This window comes from Sagittula stellata E-37, assembly GCF_039724765.1.
GTDB lineage: Bacteria > Pseudomonadota > Alphaproteobacteria > Rhodobacterales > Rhodobacteraceae > Sagittula > Sagittula stellata.
On the sequence record NZ_CP155729.1, the window covers coordinates 3,503,469 to 3,520,792 of the forward strand.

The 17,324-nt window shown below is 64.1% G+C and carries 16 protein-coding genes; 6 read left to right on the top strand and 10 right to left on the bottom strand.

The genetic code is table 11. The features are described 5' to 3' along the window. Positions 1 to 7 precede the first annotated feature (7 nt). Positions 8 to 1,954: an acetate--CoA ligase gene (gene acs / locus ABFK29_RS16645; protein WP_005863244.1), complete on the top strand. Its 1,947-nt coding sequence runs from the start codon at positions 8 to 10 to the stop codon at positions 1,952 to 1,954. Positions 1,955 to 2,265: 311 nt separating this feature from the next. Beyond that, the gene (locus tag ABFK29_RS16650) at positions 2,266 to 2,847 is read left to right on the top strand and encodes a hypothetical protein (RefSeq protein WP_157136615.1); all 582 of its coding nucleotides are present in this window, start codon (positions 2,266 to 2,268) and stop codon (positions 2,845 to 2,847) included. On the opposite strand, the gene ABFK29_RS16655 is transcribed toward ABFK29_RS16650, so the two are convergent. Continuing rightward, entirely contained in the window at positions 2,793 to 4,286 is a 1,494-nt protein-coding gene (locus ABFK29_RS16655) for an AMP-binding protein (RefSeq protein WP_005863246.1), read from the bottom strand. The genes ABFK29_RS16650 and ABFK29_RS16655 overlap by 55 nt on opposite strands. 171 nt (positions 4,287 to 4,457) lie before the next feature. Here ABFK29_RS16655 and accB point away from each other — a divergent pair, with 171 nt between their 5' ends. The 3 genes from accB (at position 4,458) to aat (ending at position 7,109) form a co-directional block, all read left to right on the top strand. Then, positions 4,458 to 4,949: an acetyl-CoA carboxylase biotin carboxyl carrier protein gene (gene accB, locus ABFK29_RS16660; protein WP_005863248.1), complete on the top strand. Its 492-nt coding sequence runs from the start codon at positions 4,458 to 4,460 to the stop codon at positions 4,947 to 4,949. A gap of 16 nt (positions 4,950 to 4,965) precedes the next feature. Continuing rightward, positions 4,966 to 6,315: an acetyl-CoA carboxylase biotin carboxylase subunit gene (gene accC / locus ABFK29_RS16665; RefSeq protein ID WP_005863250.1), complete on the top strand. Its 1,350-nt coding sequence runs from the start codon at positions 4,966 to 4,968 to the stop codon at positions 6,313 to 6,315. A 140-nt stretch (positions 6,316 to 6,455) separates the two neighbouring features. Next, positions 6,456 to 7,109, top strand: a complete 654-nt coding sequence (gene aat, locus ABFK29_RS16670; protein ID WP_005863251.1) for a leucyl/phenylalanyl-tRNA--protein transferase — start codon at positions 6,456 to 6,458, stop codon at positions 7,107 to 7,109. Between the two features lie 33 nt (positions 7,110 to 7,142). Here the strand turns inward: aat and ABFK29_RS16675 are convergent, their stop codons facing one another. Genes ABFK29_RS16675 through ABFK29_RS16685 form a run of 3 tightly spaced genes read right to left on the bottom strand, consistent with a single transcriptional unit; the run spans position 7,143 to position 8,340 of the window. Further along, entirely contained in the window at positions 7,143 to 7,517 is a 375-nt protein-coding gene (locus ABFK29_RS16675; RefSeq protein ID WP_005863253.1) for a DUF2155 domain-containing protein, read from the bottom strand. Then, entirely contained in the window at positions 7,514 to 7,963 is a 450-nt protein-coding gene (gene mlaD / locus ABFK29_RS16680) for an outer membrane lipid asymmetry maintenance protein MlaD (protein ID WP_005863255.1), read from the bottom strand. Before mlaD ends, ABFK29_RS16675 begins: the two co-directional genes overlap by 4 nt. Further along, a complete protein-coding gene (locus ABFK29_RS16685) occupies positions 7,960 to 8,340 on the bottom strand; it encodes an NADH:ubiquinone oxidoreductase subunit NDUFA12 (protein ID WP_005863257.1) in 381 nt (126 codons plus the stop codon). The genes mlaD and ABFK29_RS16685 overlap by 4 nt, the downstream gene beginning before the upstream one ends. 182 nt (positions 8,341 to 8,522) lie before the next feature. Here ABFK29_RS16685 and ABFK29_RS16690 point away from each other — a divergent pair, with 182 nt between their 5' ends. Then, positions 8,523 to 10,298: an FkbM family methyltransferase gene (locus ABFK29_RS16690; protein WP_005863259.1), complete on the top strand. Its 1,776-nt coding sequence runs from the start codon at positions 8,523 to 8,525 to the stop codon at positions 10,296 to 10,298. A 6-nt stretch (positions 10,299 to 10,304) separates the two neighbouring features. Here ABFK29_RS16690 and ABFK29_RS16695 read toward each other — a convergent pair whose 3' ends face one another. The 6 genes from ABFK29_RS16695 to soxC all read right to left on the bottom strand — a co-directional run bounded on the left by ABFK29_RS16695 (position 10,305) and on the right by soxC (position 17,256). Further along, a complete protein-coding gene (locus tag ABFK29_RS16695) occupies positions 10,305 to 10,661 on the bottom strand; it encodes a RidA family protein (protein ID WP_040605132.1) in 357 nt (118 codons plus the stop codon). A gap of 85 nt (positions 10,662 to 10,746) precedes the next feature. Beyond that, positions 10,747 to 12,012: an ATP-dependent Clp protease ATP-binding subunit ClpX gene (gene clpX / locus ABFK29_RS16700; protein ID WP_005863263.1), complete on the bottom strand. Its 1,266-nt coding sequence runs from the start codon at positions 12,010 to 12,012 to the stop codon at positions 10,747 to 10,749. Between the two features lie 165 nt (positions 12,013 to 12,177). Further along, on the bottom strand, positions 12,178 to 12,810 hold the full coding sequence (locus ABFK29_RS16705; protein ID WP_040605123.1) for an ATP-dependent Clp protease proteolytic subunit: 633 nt from the start codon (positions 12,808 to 12,810) through the stop codon (positions 12,178 to 12,180). 549 nt (positions 12,811 to 13,359) lie between these two features. Beyond that, entirely contained in the window at positions 13,360 to 14,307 is a 948-nt protein-coding gene (locus ABFK29_RS16710) for a cation diffusion facilitator family transporter (RefSeq protein WP_040605124.1), read from the bottom strand. A 365-nt stretch (positions 14,308 to 14,672) separates the two neighbouring features. Continuing rightward, positions 14,673 to 15,995 carry a c-type cytochrome gene (locus ABFK29_RS16715; RefSeq protein WP_040605125.1) on the bottom strand — a complete coding sequence of 441 codons (1,323 nt, stop codon included), beginning with the start codon at positions 15,993 to 15,995 and terminating at the stop codon, positions 14,673 to 14,675. Beyond that, positions 15,979 to 17,256 (bottom strand): sulfite dehydrogenase, encoded by a 1,278-nt coding sequence (soxC, locus tag ABFK29_RS16720; protein WP_040605126.1) that lies wholly within the window; start codon positions 17,254 to 17,256, stop codon positions 15,979 to 15,981. Before soxC ends, ABFK29_RS16715 begins: the two co-directional genes overlap by 17 nt. Between the last annotated feature and the right edge of the window lie 68 nt (positions 17,257 to 17,324).

Sequence of the window (17,324 nt, forward strand, 5' to 3'; positions counted from 1 at the left end):
AGAGACAATGTCCAAGACCTATCCGCCGTCGTCCGATACGGTGTCCCGAGCGCATGTTGATGCGTCGAAGTACGAGGCGATGTATGCGGCCTCTGTGTCCGATCCGGATGCGTTCTGGTCGGAGCAGGCGGGGCGGCTCGACTGGATGAAGCAGCCGTCGGAGATCCGCAACGTCGATTTCACCCTCGGCCAGGTGTCGATCGAGTGGTTCCGGGACGGCACGCTGAACGTCGCGGCCAACTGCGTCGACCGCCACCTCGAGACCCGCGGCAACCAGACCGCGATCATCTTCGAGCCCGACGACCCCAACGAGCAGGCGCAGTCGATCTCCTACAACGACCTGCACCGCCGCGTCTGCCGCATGGCCAACGTCCTGGAGAGCCTGGGCGTCCGCAAGGGCGACCGCGTGGTCATCTACCTGCCGATGATCCCCGAGGCCGCCTACGCCATGCTCGCCTGCGCCCGCATCGGCGCGATCCACTCCATCGTCTTCGCCGGCTTCTCTCCGGACGCGCTGGCCGCCCGCGTCAACGGCTGCGACGCCAAGCTGGTGATCACCGCCGACGAGGCCCCGCGCGGCGGCCGCAAGACCCCGCTGAAGACCAATGCCGACAAGGCGCTTCTGCACTGCAAGGACAGCGTGAAGTGCCTCGTGGTGAAGCGCACCGGCGGCCAGACCACCTGGGTCGACGGGCGCGATTTCGACTACAACGAGATGGCGCTGGAAGTCTCCGACTACTCCCAACCCGTTGAAATGAATGCCGAAGACCCGCTCTTCATCCTCTACACCTCCGGGTCCACGGGGCAGCCGAAGGGAGTCGTACACACCACAGGTGGATATTTGGTTTACGCCGCCCTCACCCACGAGGTCACCTTCGATTACCACGACGGCGACGTCTACTGGTGCACCGCCGACGTGGGCTGGGTCACCGGGCATTCCTACATTGTCTACGGGCCCTTGGCGAACGGCGCGACCACGCTGATGTTCGAGGGCGTGCCCACCTGGCCCGACGCCAGCCGCTTCTGGCAGGTCTGCGAGAAGCACCGGGTTAACCAGTTCTACACCGCGCCGACCGCGATCCGCGCGCTGATGGGCCAGGGCAACGAATTCGTAACGAAATGCGATCTATCTTCGCTGCGACTCCTGGGGACGGTGGGCGAACCGATCAACCCGGAGGCCTGGAACTGGTACAACGACGTCATCGGTCAGGGGCGCTGCCCGATCGTCGATACATGGTGGCAGACCGAAACCGGCGGGCACATGATGACCCCGCTGCCGGGCGCGCATGCCACGAAACCCGGCGCCGCGATGCGGCCGTTCTTCGGCGTCCAGCCGGTCGTGCTCGACCCGCAGTCCGGGGCAGAGATCGACGCCGTCCCGACAGAGGGCGTGCTGGCCATCAAGGACAGCTGGCCCGGCCAGATGCGCACCGTCTGGGGCGACCACGAACGGTTCGAGAAGACCTACTTCTCGGACTACAAGGGCTACTACTTCTCCGGCGACGGCTGCCGCCGGGACGCCGACGGCGACTACTGGATCACCGGCCGGGTCGACGACGTGATCAACGTCTCGGGCCACCGCATGGGCACGGCAGAGGTCGAATCGGCCCTCGTCGCGCATGAGAAGGTCGCCGAGGCCGCGGTCGTCGGCTACCCGCACGAGATCAAGGGCCAGGGCATCTACTGCTACGTGACCCTGATGAACGGCGTCGAGCCCACCGAAGAGCTGCGCAAGGAGCTGCGCACCTGGGTCCGCCAGGAGATCGGCCCCATCGCCTCGCCCGACCTCATCCAGTGGGCCCCAGGACTGCCGAAAACCCGCTCCGGCAAGATCATGCGCCGCATCCTGCGCAAGATCGCCGAAAACGACTACGGCGCCCTCGGCGACACTTCAACCCTCGCAGAACCAGCCGTCGTCGACGACCTCATCGAAAACAGAATGAACAGGGACTGAGGCCTCGCGCACAGCTACGGGCGACAGGAAAAGAGAACGCGACCGTCCGAAGGGACGGTCGCGTTTCGTTTTCCACCTTCAGGTTGGTCAGGGGGCGCCAATGGCCAGCCGCCCACATCTTGACGGTCTATCGTTTGCAAACAACCCAAGCGCACGGATGGGCCAAGCATGGCCTTGCCATCCTGAACCTCTTCTTAGCCTGCGTTAAGCAGTACCTCAGAATTTCCTTCCAATTCTAGCGGCAAGGCTGCGATACTGCAGAACATATGCTAAACATGTCCGGTGGGGGCGCGCTGGACGGAGCAGTGGAAATGCAACTTTCAGGCCTCTCTCACATGAGTGCGCCGCAGGTGATGGGCCAGACAAAAGGCCTGCCCGCCGTAGAAGACAAGACGGTGGATGTTCAGAAGATCAATCCAATCCTCGACGCACGCCGACCGGAGACCCAGCTTGGGTCACCGCAACCGCCTTCATCGTTCTGGAGCACCGCGCAGGGCAAGCCCGATCCGCGCAACCATAACGCACCGCCGTCGATCATGCAGATCAAGATCAGCCAGATGCTGAACGATCAGGCCACCGAACACGCGGCGGGTCAGCCGGACGAGACGACGGAAGACTCTTCGGAGGAGGCTGTATCCGCCATCGGCGCCCCTGCCCCCGCGCCCGAAGCAGCGAAGGCCACTGCGTCCGAGCACGCGATCCTACCATTCCCGAACCGCGAACCCGACGCGGGGGAGGAAACGGAACTCATGTTGCCCGAAATGCCCGAGCCGCCAGCCAGACCCGCGCCGCGCGATGTCGAGGTCAAAGAAGTAAGGCCCAGCCAGGCAGAGGCCGGTTATGGCAATGTCGCCAGCATGTCGCGCAAGGAGGTCTTCAGCACCTTTCCGTAATTGTTCTTCGGCAGTTCCTCGACCGGGAAATAGGCCTTGGGACGTTTGAACCGCGCGATGCGATCAAGGCAATGTGCGTCCAGCGCGGCCACGTCCAGCACACTTCGGCTGACCACAAAGGCCACCACATCCTCTCCCCATTCCGGATGTGGCCGGCCCAGAACGGCGACTTCCAGAACGTCTTCGTGTTCCAACAAGGTTTCCTCGACCTCTCGCGGATAGATGTTGGTGCCTCCCGAAATGATCAGGTCCTTCGAGCGATCCTTCAGCGTGACGTAGCCGTCCGCGTCCATGCTGCCCAGATCGCCGGTGCACAGCCACCCGTCCCTCAGTGTCTTTACGGTGGCCTCCGGGTTCCGCCAGTAGCCCGGCATCACCACGTCGCCGCGCACGAGAATCTCGCTGATCTCGCCGGGAGAGCCGGCGCCGTCGATTCGAACCTCGACCGCGGATTGCGCCCGCCCGACCGACCCCAGCCGCGCGCGCCAGTTCGGGTGCCTCCGGTCGCCGACCTCTGCCTTGGTCAGGGCGGTGATGCCCATGGGGCATTCGCCCTGACCGTAGATCTGAGCGAAGACGGGCCCGAAGGTATCGGTCGCCTCAAGGATATCGGAAAGATACATCGGCCCGCCGGCGTAAACGATCGTCCTGAGGCCCTCTCCACCGCGGTTCGCGTCGCGGGCGTGGCGGGTCAGGCGCTGCACCATCGTCGGCGCCATGAACATGTGCGCACGTCCGAAATGCGCCGCCAGATCAAGAGTTTCGCCGGGATCGAAGCTGCCCGACACTGGGAAGACGTGACGCGCACCAGCGCGGACGTGCATCACGCTGTAAAGACCGGCCCCGTGGCTGAGCGGCGCGGCATAAATCGTCGCGTCTTCAGGCTCCACCCGTTCGAGGTCGGCCTGATAGGTCAGCGACATGGTCGCCAGCATCCGGTGGGTGATCATCACGCCCTTGGGACGACCGGTCGTGCCGGAGGTATAGAACAGCCACGCGAGGTCGTCCGGCGCGCGGCTGACCGTCGGCAAAGGCACGGCAGACAGCGCGTCCCACTCCTGCGATCCGGTCGCCACAACCGGGATTTCGGTCACTTCGGAGAGCGGCCCGGCCAATGGCGGCGAGGCCAGCGCAAGGCACGTACCGGAGTTCCCGACGATCCAGGCGGCCTCACGCGCGTGAAGCTTGGCGTTGATCGGCACCGCCACGGCACCGGCGCGCCATATGGCGAAGAGCGCAACAAGGTATTGCGGCATGTTCTTCATGAATATCGCCACGCGGTCGCCTGGCCCAACACCACGCGCCGACAGACCGCCGGCCAGCAGAGCCACGGCCCGCTCGAAGCTGCCATAGTCCGAAACGCAGGTCGTGCCGTCATAAAGCGCCCCGCGTCTGGGGTCCCCGGCGGCGGCGCGCGTCAGCCATTCCGCTATGTTCATGCCCGATCCTCCCTGCCGCCGATCCAAGCATTAAGCGCCGAGCCGCGCAATCTGCGCCAGCGTCGCTTTTCACTGCCGCAAACCTCACCTATAAGCGCACTCAGGCTGCGCGGAACACGCGCGCGGGCGCCATCGGCATTGGCAGCGGCAAGAGCACGGCACGAGGACGGCATGAGCAAGAACACCCACGAGACAGACGTGGCCTTCATCAAGGCCCTGGCGGAGGTCCTTCAGGAAAACGACCTCACCGAGCTGGAAGTCAAACGGGAGTACGGCGAAGACGACAGCCTGAATGTGCGAGTATCGCGCGCGGCCCCGGCAGCGACCTACGCGGCCCCGGCGCCTGTCGCAGCCCCTGCACCAGCCGCCGCAGCAGCACCCGCGGCCCCCGCCGCGGCAGCGGAACTGCCGGAGGACCCGGCGGCCCATCCCGGCGCGGTGACCTCTCCCATGGTCGGCACCGTTTACATGCAGCCCGAACCGGGCGCGCCGTCTTTCATTTCGGTGGGCGCGCAAGTCAAGGAAGGCGACACGCTTCTGATCGTCGAAGCGATGAAGACCATGAACCACATCCCGGCCCCCCGCGCCGGCACCGTCAAGCGCATCCTCGTCGAGGACGGCGCACCCGTGGAATACGGCGCCCCGCTGGTCATCCTCGAATAAACCCAAGAGGAACAGCATGTTCGACAAGATCCTCATCGCCAACCGCGGCGAGATTGCGCTCCGCGTCATCCGGGCCTGCCGCGAGATGGGCATTCCGTCGGTCGCGGTGCATTCCACCGCCGACGCCGACGCGATGCACGTCCGGATGGCGGATGAAACCATCTGCATCGGTCCCGCGCCCTCGCCCGACAGCTACCTTTCGATCCCGGCCATCATTTCGGCCTGCGAAGTGACGGGTGCAACGGCGATCCACCCGGGCTACGGCTTCCTGTCAGAAAACGCCCGCTTCGTTCAGATCGTCGAAGACCACGACCTGACCTTCATCGGCCCCTCCGCACAGCACATCTCGATGATGGGCGACAAGATCACCGCCAAGGATACCGCCAAGGCACTGGGGATTCCCTGTGTGCCCGGTTCGGCGGGCGGCGTGCCCACGGTCGACGACGCCAGGAAGATCGGGGCGGAGTTCGGGTATCCCGTCATCATCAAGGCCACCGCCGGCGGCGGCGGTCGCGGCATGAAGGTCGCGGCTGACGAGACGCAGATGGAGCGCGCCTACCAGACCGCGCGGGCGGAGGCGAAAGCCGCCTTCGGCAACGACGAGGTCTACATCGAGAAGTACCTCCAGAGGCCGCGCCACATCGAGATCCAGGTGTTCGGCGACGGCCAGGGTGGCGGTGTGCATCTGGGCGAGCGCGACTGTTCGCTGCAGCGCCGTCACCAGAAGGTCTTCGAAGAGGCGCCCGGCCCCTGCATCACCGCCGAAGAACGCGCCAGGATCGGCAAGATCTGCGCCGACGCGATTTCGGAAATGGGGTATCGCGGCGCGGGCACCATCGAGTTCCTCTACGAGGACGGCGAATTCTACTTCATCGAGATGAACACGCGTCTGCAGGTGGAGCACCCGGTGACGGAGGCGATCTTTGGCGTCGACCTCGTGCGCGAGCAGATCCGCGTCGCCGCCGGTGAGAAGCTGTCGTTCACGCAGGATGACCTGAAGATCAACGGCCACGCGATCGAGGTCCGGATCAACGCCGAGAAGTTGCCGGAATTCCGGCCGTCGCCCGGCACGATCTCGCACTTCCACGCGCCCGGCGGGCTTGGCGTCCGTATGGATTCCGCGCTTTACGACGGCTATCGCATACCGCCTTACTACGACAGCCTGATCGGCAAGTTGATCGTCCACGGGCGCGACCGGCCCGAGGCGCTGGCCCGGCTGAACCGCGCGTTGGGCGAATTGATCGTCGACGGTGTCGATACCACGGTGCCGCTGTTCCACGCGCTGCTGCGGGAAAAGGACATCCACACCGGCGACTACAACATCCACTGGCTGGAAAAATGGCTGGAGGCTGGCGGCCTCAAGTGACCGCCTGACGCGAAGGGCCGCCCCGAGGGCGGCCTTTTCCTTGGCGGGCACTCTGCGCGCGACGACGGCAGCACCCGTTTGCTGCGCCTTCGCCGATCCGCTACCGTTGCCTGACAGCACTCGTCGCTTTTCCGCGGATCATGACCGTCACTCCGGACCTTCTGTTGCACGCCTACCGTTCCGGCATCTTCCCGATGGCCGAACGCCACGACGATCCGGAGATCTTCTGGGTCGACCCGCGTCGTCGGGGTGTCTTGCCGATCAAGCAGTTCCACATCTCGCGCAGCCTGGCCAAGCGGTTGAAGCGCGACGACTATTCGGTGACTCTCAACACAGATTTCGGCGGCGTGATCGACGGCTGCGCAGACCGTGCGGAAACCTGGATCAACGACGAAATCCGACTGCTGTACGAAGCGCTGTTCGACATGGGCCACGCCCATTCGCTGGAGGTCTGGGCGGATGAAGCGCTGGTTGGCGGCGTCTACGGCGTTTCGGTCGGCGGTGCCTTTTGCGGGGAAAGCATGTTCTCGCGGATCACCGATGCGTCAAAGATCGCTCTGGCATGGCTGACCGACCTCCTGGGACGGACGGGCTACACCCTGTTCGACACGCAGTTCCTGACACCCCACCTTGCGACGCTCGGCGCGTCGGAGATCACACGCTCCGATTACCGTCACCTGCTGGCCCGCGCGCTGACAGTGGACGCCGACCTTCGGCGCGCACCGTTGGCTTCCAGCGGCGCGGAGGTGGTGGCGCGCAATGCGGCCAACCGGGAAGAGAGTTCGGTTTCGTGATGTCTGGGCAAAGGGGCAATCGCCCCTCCCCCTTCACTCCGTCGTGCAGCGCAACACCCACACATCGTAGCGCGGGTGATCGAGCGGATAGAGCGCCGGCGACGATGCCACCATCCACCCTTCGAACACCGGCTGGGCGACGCCGGCCTCGCGGATGGTAAGGAAGGCGTAGGCGTTACCTGTGGGGTCGCCAACCGGGTAACGGCATTCGCGCAGAACGACCTCAAGAAGACCCATGACGTGGTTCTCGCCATTGCTCAGCGTAAAGTCGGCCACCTTGGCGTTGAGCTTGTCGAGGCCACGCAGCACGGCACCAGTGCCGCTGTTGACCTCTTCCTGTGCCTGCGCCGCGCCGCCAAGGCACAGGGCCGCCAGCACAGCCACCTGAAATGCCTTCCGGATCGTCATTCGTCGCTTCCTCCACCGACGTATTTCAGGAGCAGCGACAGCAGGCTGACCGACCCCTGAGTGTCGAGGATCTCGTCCCCCGCAGCGAAGAAGAACGGCGACCCGCCCGGCGAAATTTCAACGTAGTTGCCGCCGAGAAGCCCCTCGGACGCGATGATGATCGCGCTGTCGTCGGGGATCTGGATACCCTCCTCGACGGTCACCACCGTATCGGCACGGTAGGTCTGCGGATTGAGCACGATGTCAGTGACGCTGCCGACTTTCACCCCGGCCAGCCGGACGTCGGTGCCGACAGTCACGCCTTCGATGGAGCGGAAGGAAGCGGTGAGGTCGTAGCCCGTACCGCCAAGCGAAAAGCCCGTGCTCTGGATCGTGTAGACGCCGAAGGCCAGCGCGCCGGCCAGTACCGCCGCGCCCAGCGTGACTTCGCCGGCCGAATGGCTCATTCCGGGCTCCAGGCCTCGTAGTCCTTGCGTTCGGCAGGATGCGCCTGGCGGATGGACCCCGGAGGCGCATAGGCCAGCGCTGTGCCGGTCAGGTTCTCGATGTGGGACTTCTCCCACGCCTTGTGCGGCAGCGGTTTTTCACTCGGCAGATCGTCGAAAGTGTAGTGCAGCCAGCCGTGCCAGTCGGGCGACACGCGGGTTGCCTCCGCCTCACCGTTGAAGATCACCCAGCGCTTGCCGTCGGCATTGGTGTAGAAGGCATTGCCTTGCTCGTCCTCGCCGACCTTCGTGCCCTTGCGCGCCGTGTACATCAGGGTGTTCAGGGTTGCGCCGTTCCACCAGGTGACCGCGCGCAGAAGGGTGTTGAGAATGCCCATGGACGACTCCTTCGACGTTTCAACCGCTTGTATGGCCAAACACGGGGCCGAGGTCCAGTGCCCCGGGTGACGCAGATGGCCCCAGTCTTCATCCTTTTGCCAAAAATCGCTGGTGTCGCGGCGTCGCCGTGGCACACTTCGGCGAAAGAAAACCGCATACGTTGCATGTAAAACGAGCAGCCATGACCGAAATGACCCACGCGGCCGTCTGCAAGGGCGTCAAAGTGCCCCCGTCGCCTTTCCTGACCGAAACGCGCATCAAGCGGATGGAAGAGGCGCGCTACGAAGGCGAGGAGATCGCCGGCGCTCTGGCCGTAGTGCGCGCGGGCGACCGTGTGCTGGAAATGGGGGCCGGCCTTGGCGTTGTGGGGGCCGTCACCGCACTGAACGCCAAGCCCGATGCTGTGCTCTCGTTCGAGGCGAACCCGAGCCTGCTGCCACATATCGAGAAGCTCTATGCCCTGAACGGGCTGGAGGACCGGATCGAGGTCCGCAATCAGCTTGTGATCGCCGCGCCCGACCGGCCGGAGAGCATGACGTTCCATGTCCGCAGCTCCTTTCTCGGGTCATCGCTGATCGACCGCGAGGGGCGCCAGACGCGCCCCGTGGAGGTGGCGACAGTTGCGTTCGACAAGATCCGGGAGGAGTTCAGGCCCTCCGTGCTGATCATGGATATCGAGGGCGGGGAGCTGGATTTCCTGAACCACGCCAATCTCGACGGGATCCGCGCCGTGGTGATCGAGTTTCATCCCGGCCTTTACGGCACCAAGGGCACGAAAGAGTGCAAGGACGCGCTGCGCGCCGCCGGTTTCGCGAAAGTCGAGGAGAAATCGACCCGCTTCGTCTGGACCTGCATCCGCAAGGTACGCCTGTCGCCGCCAAAACCGAACGAAGGCTGGTCACGGGAAACCGTGACGCTGGAGAGGCCGGTGGTCGTACCGCCCGCCACCCGCAGCCACGTGCAGGAAACCGGTGTGCTGACGCGCGAAGGGCTGCCGGTGCAACATGCCGGTCTATGGCGGGGCCAACGGCTGCTGACCGTGCCGCCTGCAATGCCCGATGCCGAGATCGAGCGCCTGCCCGGAAAATGGTTGTGGGGCGGCGTTTTGTGGCGCTACTTCCCGCATTTCATCACCGAGAGCGTCACCCGCCTCTGGGCGCTTGAGGGGATGGACCAGTCGGACTTCGACGGCATCCTGTTCGTGCCGAAAAATCCCGGCAACGACGATCCGGCGCCCGGCTTCCATCGGGCGTTCTTCGACCTTATGGGCACGTCGCTTGCCATCCGCGAAGCGCGCAGTCCCGCCAGGCCGGACGAACTGGTGGTCCCCGGTCAAGGGTTTGGCCTTGGGGAGATCAGCAAGGGCACGCCGGAGTTTCGCGCGGCCATGGCGGCACGTTTCGCCTCTGACGTGAAGCCCGAGGGTCCGGAAAAGCTCTACATCAGCCGGTCGCGGCTGGGGCCGCAGCGCGGCGCCCTTCTGGGAGAAACCGCGCTGGAGACCCTTCTGGAGGCAGAAGGCTACACGATCTTCCACCCGCAAGAGCATAGCCTTGAGGTCCAGATCGCGCACTATCGGGCCGCAAGGCAGGTCATCGCGGCGGAAGGATCTTCGCTGCACCTTTATGCCTTTGCGGGGCGCGCGGATGCGCAGGTGGCGATGATACTGCGGCGAAAATCAAAGGCGACGCAGCATATTTCGACCCATATCGAGGGTTTCACGGGGGTCAAGCCGCTCTGGATCGAGCGTCTGCGCCGCACCTGGGCCCGCGCGGACACGCCGCGCAAACGTCTGCATATCGGAGAACCCGACTTTGCGGCGATCCAGAAAGACCTTGTCACCGGCGGATTCATCGGCACCGGCAGCGCCTGGGCCCAACCGCCAGAGGACGAGCTGCAGGCGTTGCTTGGCCCCGACTACCAACTGGCAAACGAGGCCCTGCAGATCGCAGGCTGAAGCCTGTCAGGCAAGCGCGGTGAGCTCGATCTCGATCCGGTACTTCGGGTCGATCAGCTTGCATTCGATCATTGTCGCCGCGGGCGGGTTGTCACCGAACACTTCCGCCAGGATCGGCCAGCAGGGTTCGAACTCCGCCGCGTCGGGCAGGTAGTAGTTGACGCGCACAGCCTTGTCGAAGCCCGACCCTGCTTCCTGAAGCGCCTTGCCGATCACGTCCAGTGCCGCGCGGCATTGGTCGGCGACGGTGTCGCCCTGCCCCACAGTCCCGGCGACATGAACGAAGCCCCCGGCAACAACGGCCCGACAGTAGCCGATCTTCGCTTCGAACGGCCCGCCGGAATGAATGCGTCTGATGGTCACTTTGTTCTCCAAGAAAAGTGTTGTTTCCGCGAAAGAGGGCGGGGAAAACCCCCGCCCTTTTCTAATACGAATACCTTCGGGGACCTCAGCCCGCGGAGGTGCCTTCCTTCTTCTGGTCGGCGTAGATCATCAGCGGCTTGGCGTCAGAGTTGACCGCTTCCTCGTTCACGACGACCTCGGTCACTTCATCCATGCCCGGCAGTTCGAACATCGTGTCCAGCAGGATGCCTTCGAGGATGGACCTCAGCCCCCTTGCGCCGGTCTTGCGCTGGATCGCCTTCTTGGCGATGGCAGACAGCGCATCGTCGGTGAAGGTCAGGTCGGTGTCCTCCATCTCGAACAGGCGCTGGTATTGTTTGACGAGCGCGTTCTTCGGCTGCGTCAGAATGGTCACCAGTGCGTCTTCGTCCAGGTCTTCCAGCGTCGCAACGACGGGCAGACGGCCGACGAATTCCGGGATCAGGCCAAACTTCAGCAAATCCTCCGGTTCGAGATCCCGGAAGATTTCGCCGACACCGCGATCGTCGTTGTCCCGCACATCGGCACCGAAGCCCATGGCAGAGCCTTTGCCGCGCTGCGCGATGATCCGGTCCAGTCCGGCGAAGGCACCGCCGCAGATAAACAGGATGTTGGTGGTGTCCACCTGGAGGAATTCCTGCTGCGGATGCTTGCGCCCGCCCTGCGGCGGCACGGAAGCGACTGTGCCCTCCATCAGCTTGAGCAGCGCCTGCTGAACGCCCTCCCCCGACACGTCGCGGGTGATCGAGGGGTTCTCCGACTTGCGGGTGATCTTGTCGACCTCGTCGATGTAGACGATGCCGCGCTGCGCCCGCTCCACGTTGTACTCAGACGCCTGGAGCAGCTTGAGAATGATATTTTCCACATCCTCGCCCACATAACCGGCTTCGGTCAGCGTGGTCGCATCGGCCATGGTGAACGGCACATCGAGAATGCGCGCCAGCGTCTGCGCCAGCAATGTCTTGCCGCAGCCCGTGGGCCCGATCAGCAGGATGTTCGACTTCGCCAGTTCGATGTCGGAGGACTTTTGCGAGTGGTTGAGGCGCTTGTAGTGGTTGTGCACCGCAACCGACAGAACGCGCTTCGCCTTCATCTGGCCGATCACGTAGTCGTCCAGCACTTCACAGATCTCGCGGGGGGTCGGAACGCCATCTGCCGACTTGAGGCCGGCGCCCTTTGTCTCTTCCCGGATGATATCCATGCAAAGTTCGACACATTCATCGCAGATGAAGACGGTGGGACCTGCGATCAGTTTGCGCACCTCGTGCTGGCTCTTCCCGCAAAAGCTGCAGTAGAGCGTGTTCTTGCTGTCACCACCTGTATTCGTCGCCATGCTCTGAACCTTTCCCGGGTTTCCCGGTCTTCATCGTCCGCGGAGGGTCGCCGAATGCGGCCCGGACATGCGTCTTGCGTCAATGTCCGGACAGCTTAGGCCACCCCTCCCGGCGCGACAATCCGAAAATTCGCCCCATGCCTAACGGCGGTGGGGCCATGCAGTTCAACTGTCTGTTTCTTCGCCTTCTGGCACGCGGGACGTCACGATCTCGTCAATGAGGCCCCATTCCTTGGCCTTTTCGGCGTCCATGAAGTTGTCGCGCTCCAGCGCGGCCTCGACCGCTTCGTAGGTCTGGCCGGTGTGCCTCACGTAGATTTCATTGAGGCGGCGCTTCAGCTTTATCGTTTCCTCGGCATGGATCATGATGTCCGTCGCCTGCCCCTGATATCCGCCGGAGGGCTGGTGCACCATGATGCGCGAGTTCGGCAGCGAGAAGCGCATGCCCGCGGCACCGGCGGTGAGCAGGAGCGATCCCATGGACGCGGCCTGGCCGACCACCAGCGTGGAAACCTTCGGCTTGATGTACTGCATCGTGTCGTAGATCGACAGGCCGGAGGTCACCACACCGCCCGGCGAGTTGATGTACATCGAAATCTCTTTCGAAGGGTTCTCTGCCTCAAGGTGAAGAAGCTGCGCCACCACCAGCGACGACATGCCGTCGTGCACCGGGCCGTTCAGGAAAACGATGCGTTCCTTCAGCAGGCGCGAAAAGATGTCATAGGCACGTTCGCCGCGGCTGGTCTGTTCGACAACCATGGGAACGAGGTTCATGTAGGTTTCAACTGGATCTCTCATCTCGGGCCTGCCTGCTGCTGCGTCATTTGAGTGTCGTATCGTCGAGGTGTTACCTGAGTCTTAGTATCGGGGTAGAGGGGCTGCAAGTGGCGGCGGGCATATGTGCCTTCACGCTTGAGGCGGGCTGCCCATCCCCCGCTCCTCCGGCAGGGAACAGATTGCCCGTTCCATGCCTCGCGTGAGGCGGCACTTGCCGCGCCGACGGACTTCGTGTCGCGGGCGGTTCCTGGGCCTGGCCGGGGATGGAAACATCGACCGCGGCCCCAAGTACGAGACGCCGTGTCGCAACCGGCCCCATCAATCGGTACGGACAATTCACCCGCGAGAATGTTTCGCGCGCCTTGCCGAAACAGCACAGGCCATTTGCAACTTCATGGTTCGAGCCAGATGCGCCGGGTGCCGTGCCCGAAACTCCTGCATCGGGCGCAAAGACGCATGACCCGTCCGATACCGCCACACGGTCATTAACTTCGCACACATTTCCGCGAGTCTGACAGCCACCGGGCGACTCCCGGGACGGGAACCGGGATCCCTTCTAAGCCGCCGGTTTTACGTGCCGATCCTGCGCGGCTCCACACAGACATGCGCCGCACATTCCATTTCCAGCGTGACATGGACAAGCCCGTGGTCCCGGCGCAGCACGTCCTTGACCTGCGCCTTGATGGCGTCCGCCCGGGACCAGGCGCCGCTTTCGATGACCACATGCGCCATCAGCGCCGTCTGCTTCTCGTCGATCTGCCAGAGGTGCGCACCGTGGACCTCTGTCACGCCGACAATTCCCTCGGCGCTTTTCAGCACGTCCTCGGGCGCCATGCGGGGCGGCGTGCCCATCATCAGGATTCGGATGACGCTGCCGATTTCGCTGGCAGCCAGCCACAGGATGTATGCGGCGATGCCCAGCGTCACCAGCGGGTCCACCCAGGTCCAGCCGAACAGCAGGATCAGCGTACCGGCAAGGATCACCGCCACCGACCCCAGCGCGTCGGCGAGGTTGTGAAGGAAGGCGGCCCGGATGTTCACGCTGTCCTGCGCCATTTTGTAGGTCAGCCAAGCTGTCACAAGATCCACCACAAGCGCCACACTGGCGATGACGACAACCAGCCAACCGGTCACCGGCTCCGGGCTGAAGAACCGCAGGACGGCCTCGTACACGAGGTAAAGGCCGATGACGATCAGCGTCGTCAGGTTGACAAGCGCGGCCACGACCTCTGCCCGGCCATAGCCGAAGGTCATATCGTCGTCGGCGGGGCGGCGGGCAACCTTGCGCGCCCAGACCGCGATCAACAGACTGGCCGCGTCAGAGAAGTTGTGCAGCGCATCGGCTATCATCGCCAACGATCCCGAGACGAGGCCCCCGACGATCTGCGCGAAGGTCAGAAGCACGTTGACCCCGACGGCCGCCGCCATGCGGCGATCCCCGGTCAGTTGCTCCGGTGAGATGTGATGATGGTGGCCGTGCCCGTGGTCATGGTCGTGGTGCGCGTGATCGTGTGGCATGGCCGCCGATGGCGCCCCTGCGATCCGAAGGTCAAGGGGCTGCATCCGGCGTAGCGCGGCTCAGGACACCATGACACGGCACATCCTGCCAGCTGGCTGTTGGCTGGCCTGGGCAGCCGATGGTACGGACCGGCCCTTCAGTGAGTTTGGACAAGCGGGCAAGACACATCGCGCGCATGACCCCGGTCAGGTCGGGCGCCTGTCGAACCGGTGCGCATCATGTGGATATACAGAAAACAATGGGGGTGCCGGCGTTTCCGAACCCGAGATGTCCCAAGGACCAGTTAGAACAACGGCTGGCCCCTGCATTCGGGGCCAGCCGCCAAAATCATTATGCGCGTCGGCCCGCTCTGGCCTGCTACGCCTCAGGGATGCGCCTTGAGGTACTCGATCACCGCGTCGATTTCCTCTGGCTTACGGAGCCCCGCGAAGGCCATCTTGGTGCCCTTCACGTAATCACGGGGCTTGGCGAGGAAGGCGTGAAGCGCTTCGCTGTCCCAGACCCCGTCCATGCCCTCCATAGCGCCGGAGTAATTGAATCCGTCGACCGACGCGATATCACGGCCGACAACGCCGTTCAGGATCGGGCCGGTCTTGTTCTTGGCACCGTCGCCAACCTGATGGCAGGCCTGACATTTCTTGAAGACGCGTTCTCCAGTGGCGACCAATTCAGGATCGAGCGCGGCGTCCTCCGCCGAAGCGTCCCCTTCTGCTGCGACTTCCTCGACCACCGCCTCTTCGCTGGCGGGTGCCTCGGCTTCTTCGGTCACGACCTCCTCCGTCACGGCGGCGTCAGCCTCCGGCTGGGCGGTCGCGGCGGCGTTGGAATTATTCATCTCCTCCGGCGTGTCGTCGTCGCCCTGATCGGGGGTCACGTCCAGAACCGTGGCGCGCATGGTGATCTTCACCGGAACGTCCTTGCAGTTTTCCATGCAGGGTTCGGTCCGCCACTGGCTGTACTCCGTCTCTGCCCGGTCATCGACGATGAAACCGTCGGCGTTGGGCATCTCGACCTCACCCCAGGTCTCGCGCGACAGTTCGAACTCGTCGTCGATAATGTCGTTTGAATAGAGGATGTACGCCACGATGGCATAGACCTCGTCCTCCGACAGAGACTGAGCGTTGCCGAAGGGCATGGACCGGTGGACGTAATCCCAAACGGTCGACAGGTACGGCCAGTAGGAGCCGACCGTCTTCAGCGGGTCGTCATCGGCCAAAGTGCCGTCACCGCCGGCCAGCTTGGGCCAGTTGCCGACACCTTCCGCGAAGGAGCCGTGGCAGACCGCGCAGTTGTCCTCGAAGAGAGGCTCGCCTTCGGCAGCCGTGCCCGAGCCGTCAGGCAGATCGGAGCCGTCCGGATGCACGTCCACGTTCCATGCCGCGACCTCCTCCGGCAAAGCCTCGCGGCCCAAACCGAAACGGGTGCCCATGCTCGCCTCGTCCGCCTGTGCGCTGGCGACAAGCAAACCCTCGGCCGGCGCCTCTTTGGCCGAGCCAGTTTCGGCCGGGGCAGCCTCGGCCTGCTGGACCGGTGCCTCCGGCTCGGGGATCGGGGCGGGCAGCGCCGCCAGCATCGGGGGATTCTTCGGTTGCGGCGCAACGTTGCGGTCGGCAAAATTGTAGGCCGCGGTCAGCATAACCACGAGACCGAAAGCGGTTCCGCCATAGAGTTTAAGAGACTTCGACATTTTCCGCCTCCCCATTGGCTTTCACGTGCCAGGTCTGGATACAGTTGTTGTGATAGATCGAGTTCAGCCCGCGCACAGCGCGCAGTTGTGCCTTGGTCGGCTGCACATAGCCCGTCTCGTCGATGGCGCGGGACTGGAGCAGCCACTCCTCCCCCTCCCAAGCCGTGTCGAGGTAGAACCGCACCAACGCCTTGTCGTCGCCGGGATTGGCCAGTCGCGCGGTTTCCCACGTCATGCCGCCATCCTTCGAAACGTCGACGCGGGCGATCTTGCCGTGGCCGGACCATGCCATGCCTGTGATGACCACCGGACCGTGCCCGTGCTTGATCGGCGCCTGCGGGCTCGGCGAGGTCACCACGGATTTGGCGTCCATCACCCACGTCCACTTGCGCGACGTGCCGTCCGCCAGCGTGTCGGTGTACTTGGAGGTTTCCTCGCGGCTTTGGACGGGGGCGTCCATGACCTCGATCCGGCGGAGCCACTTGACCCACATGTTGCCTTCCCAGCCGGGAACGACCAGACGGGCCGGGTAGCCGTGCTCCTTGCGCAGCGCTTCGCCATTGGCCTTGAAGGCCACCAGCACGTCGTCCATTGCCTTTTCCATCGGGATGGAGCGGCCGTTGGACGAGGCATCCGCGCCCTCGACGTAGACCCACTTGTCCTTGAAATCGCCCGCCGCATCCAGGCCGGCCTCGGCCAGCAGGGTGCGCAGCGGCACGCCGGAATATTCCATGTTGTGGATCATGCCATGGGTGAACTGCGCGCCGTTCAACTGCGCGCCGGCCCATTCCATGCCGGTGTTGGCCGCGCATTCGCAGAAATAGACGTGGTTTTCGCGCGGGAAGCGTTCGAGATCGTCGTAGGTGAAGACCAGCGGCTTGTCGACGAGGCCGTTGATCATCAGGCGATAGTCGTCTTTCGCCAGTTCGATCGCGCCGGAGTGGTGACGCTCGAAAGCGCAGCCCGCCGGTGTGATCGTGCCGTCCAGCGCGTGGATCGGCGTGAAATTGATCGAAGAGATGGTGTCGGCGGTCAGCCACTCCACGTTGCGGCGGATGACATCGTCCTCGAACTTGATCGGCAGGCCGTAAGGCGTGGCATCGACGCCGTCACCCAGGCCGGTCGCCCAGTCCTGCACTTCGGTGATCAACGGATCGGGGTCCGCCGCCTTTGCAGCCGTTGCGACCACGGCCCCTGCCCCCAGCGCTGCAGCGCTGGTCAGGAACTGCCGGCGCGACGGCGCGGTTTTTTCCTTGCTCATGGCATACTCCTTACGGATCATGTCATTCATCTATGTGAATGAATTGTTAGGAAAATCGGCGGGCACGC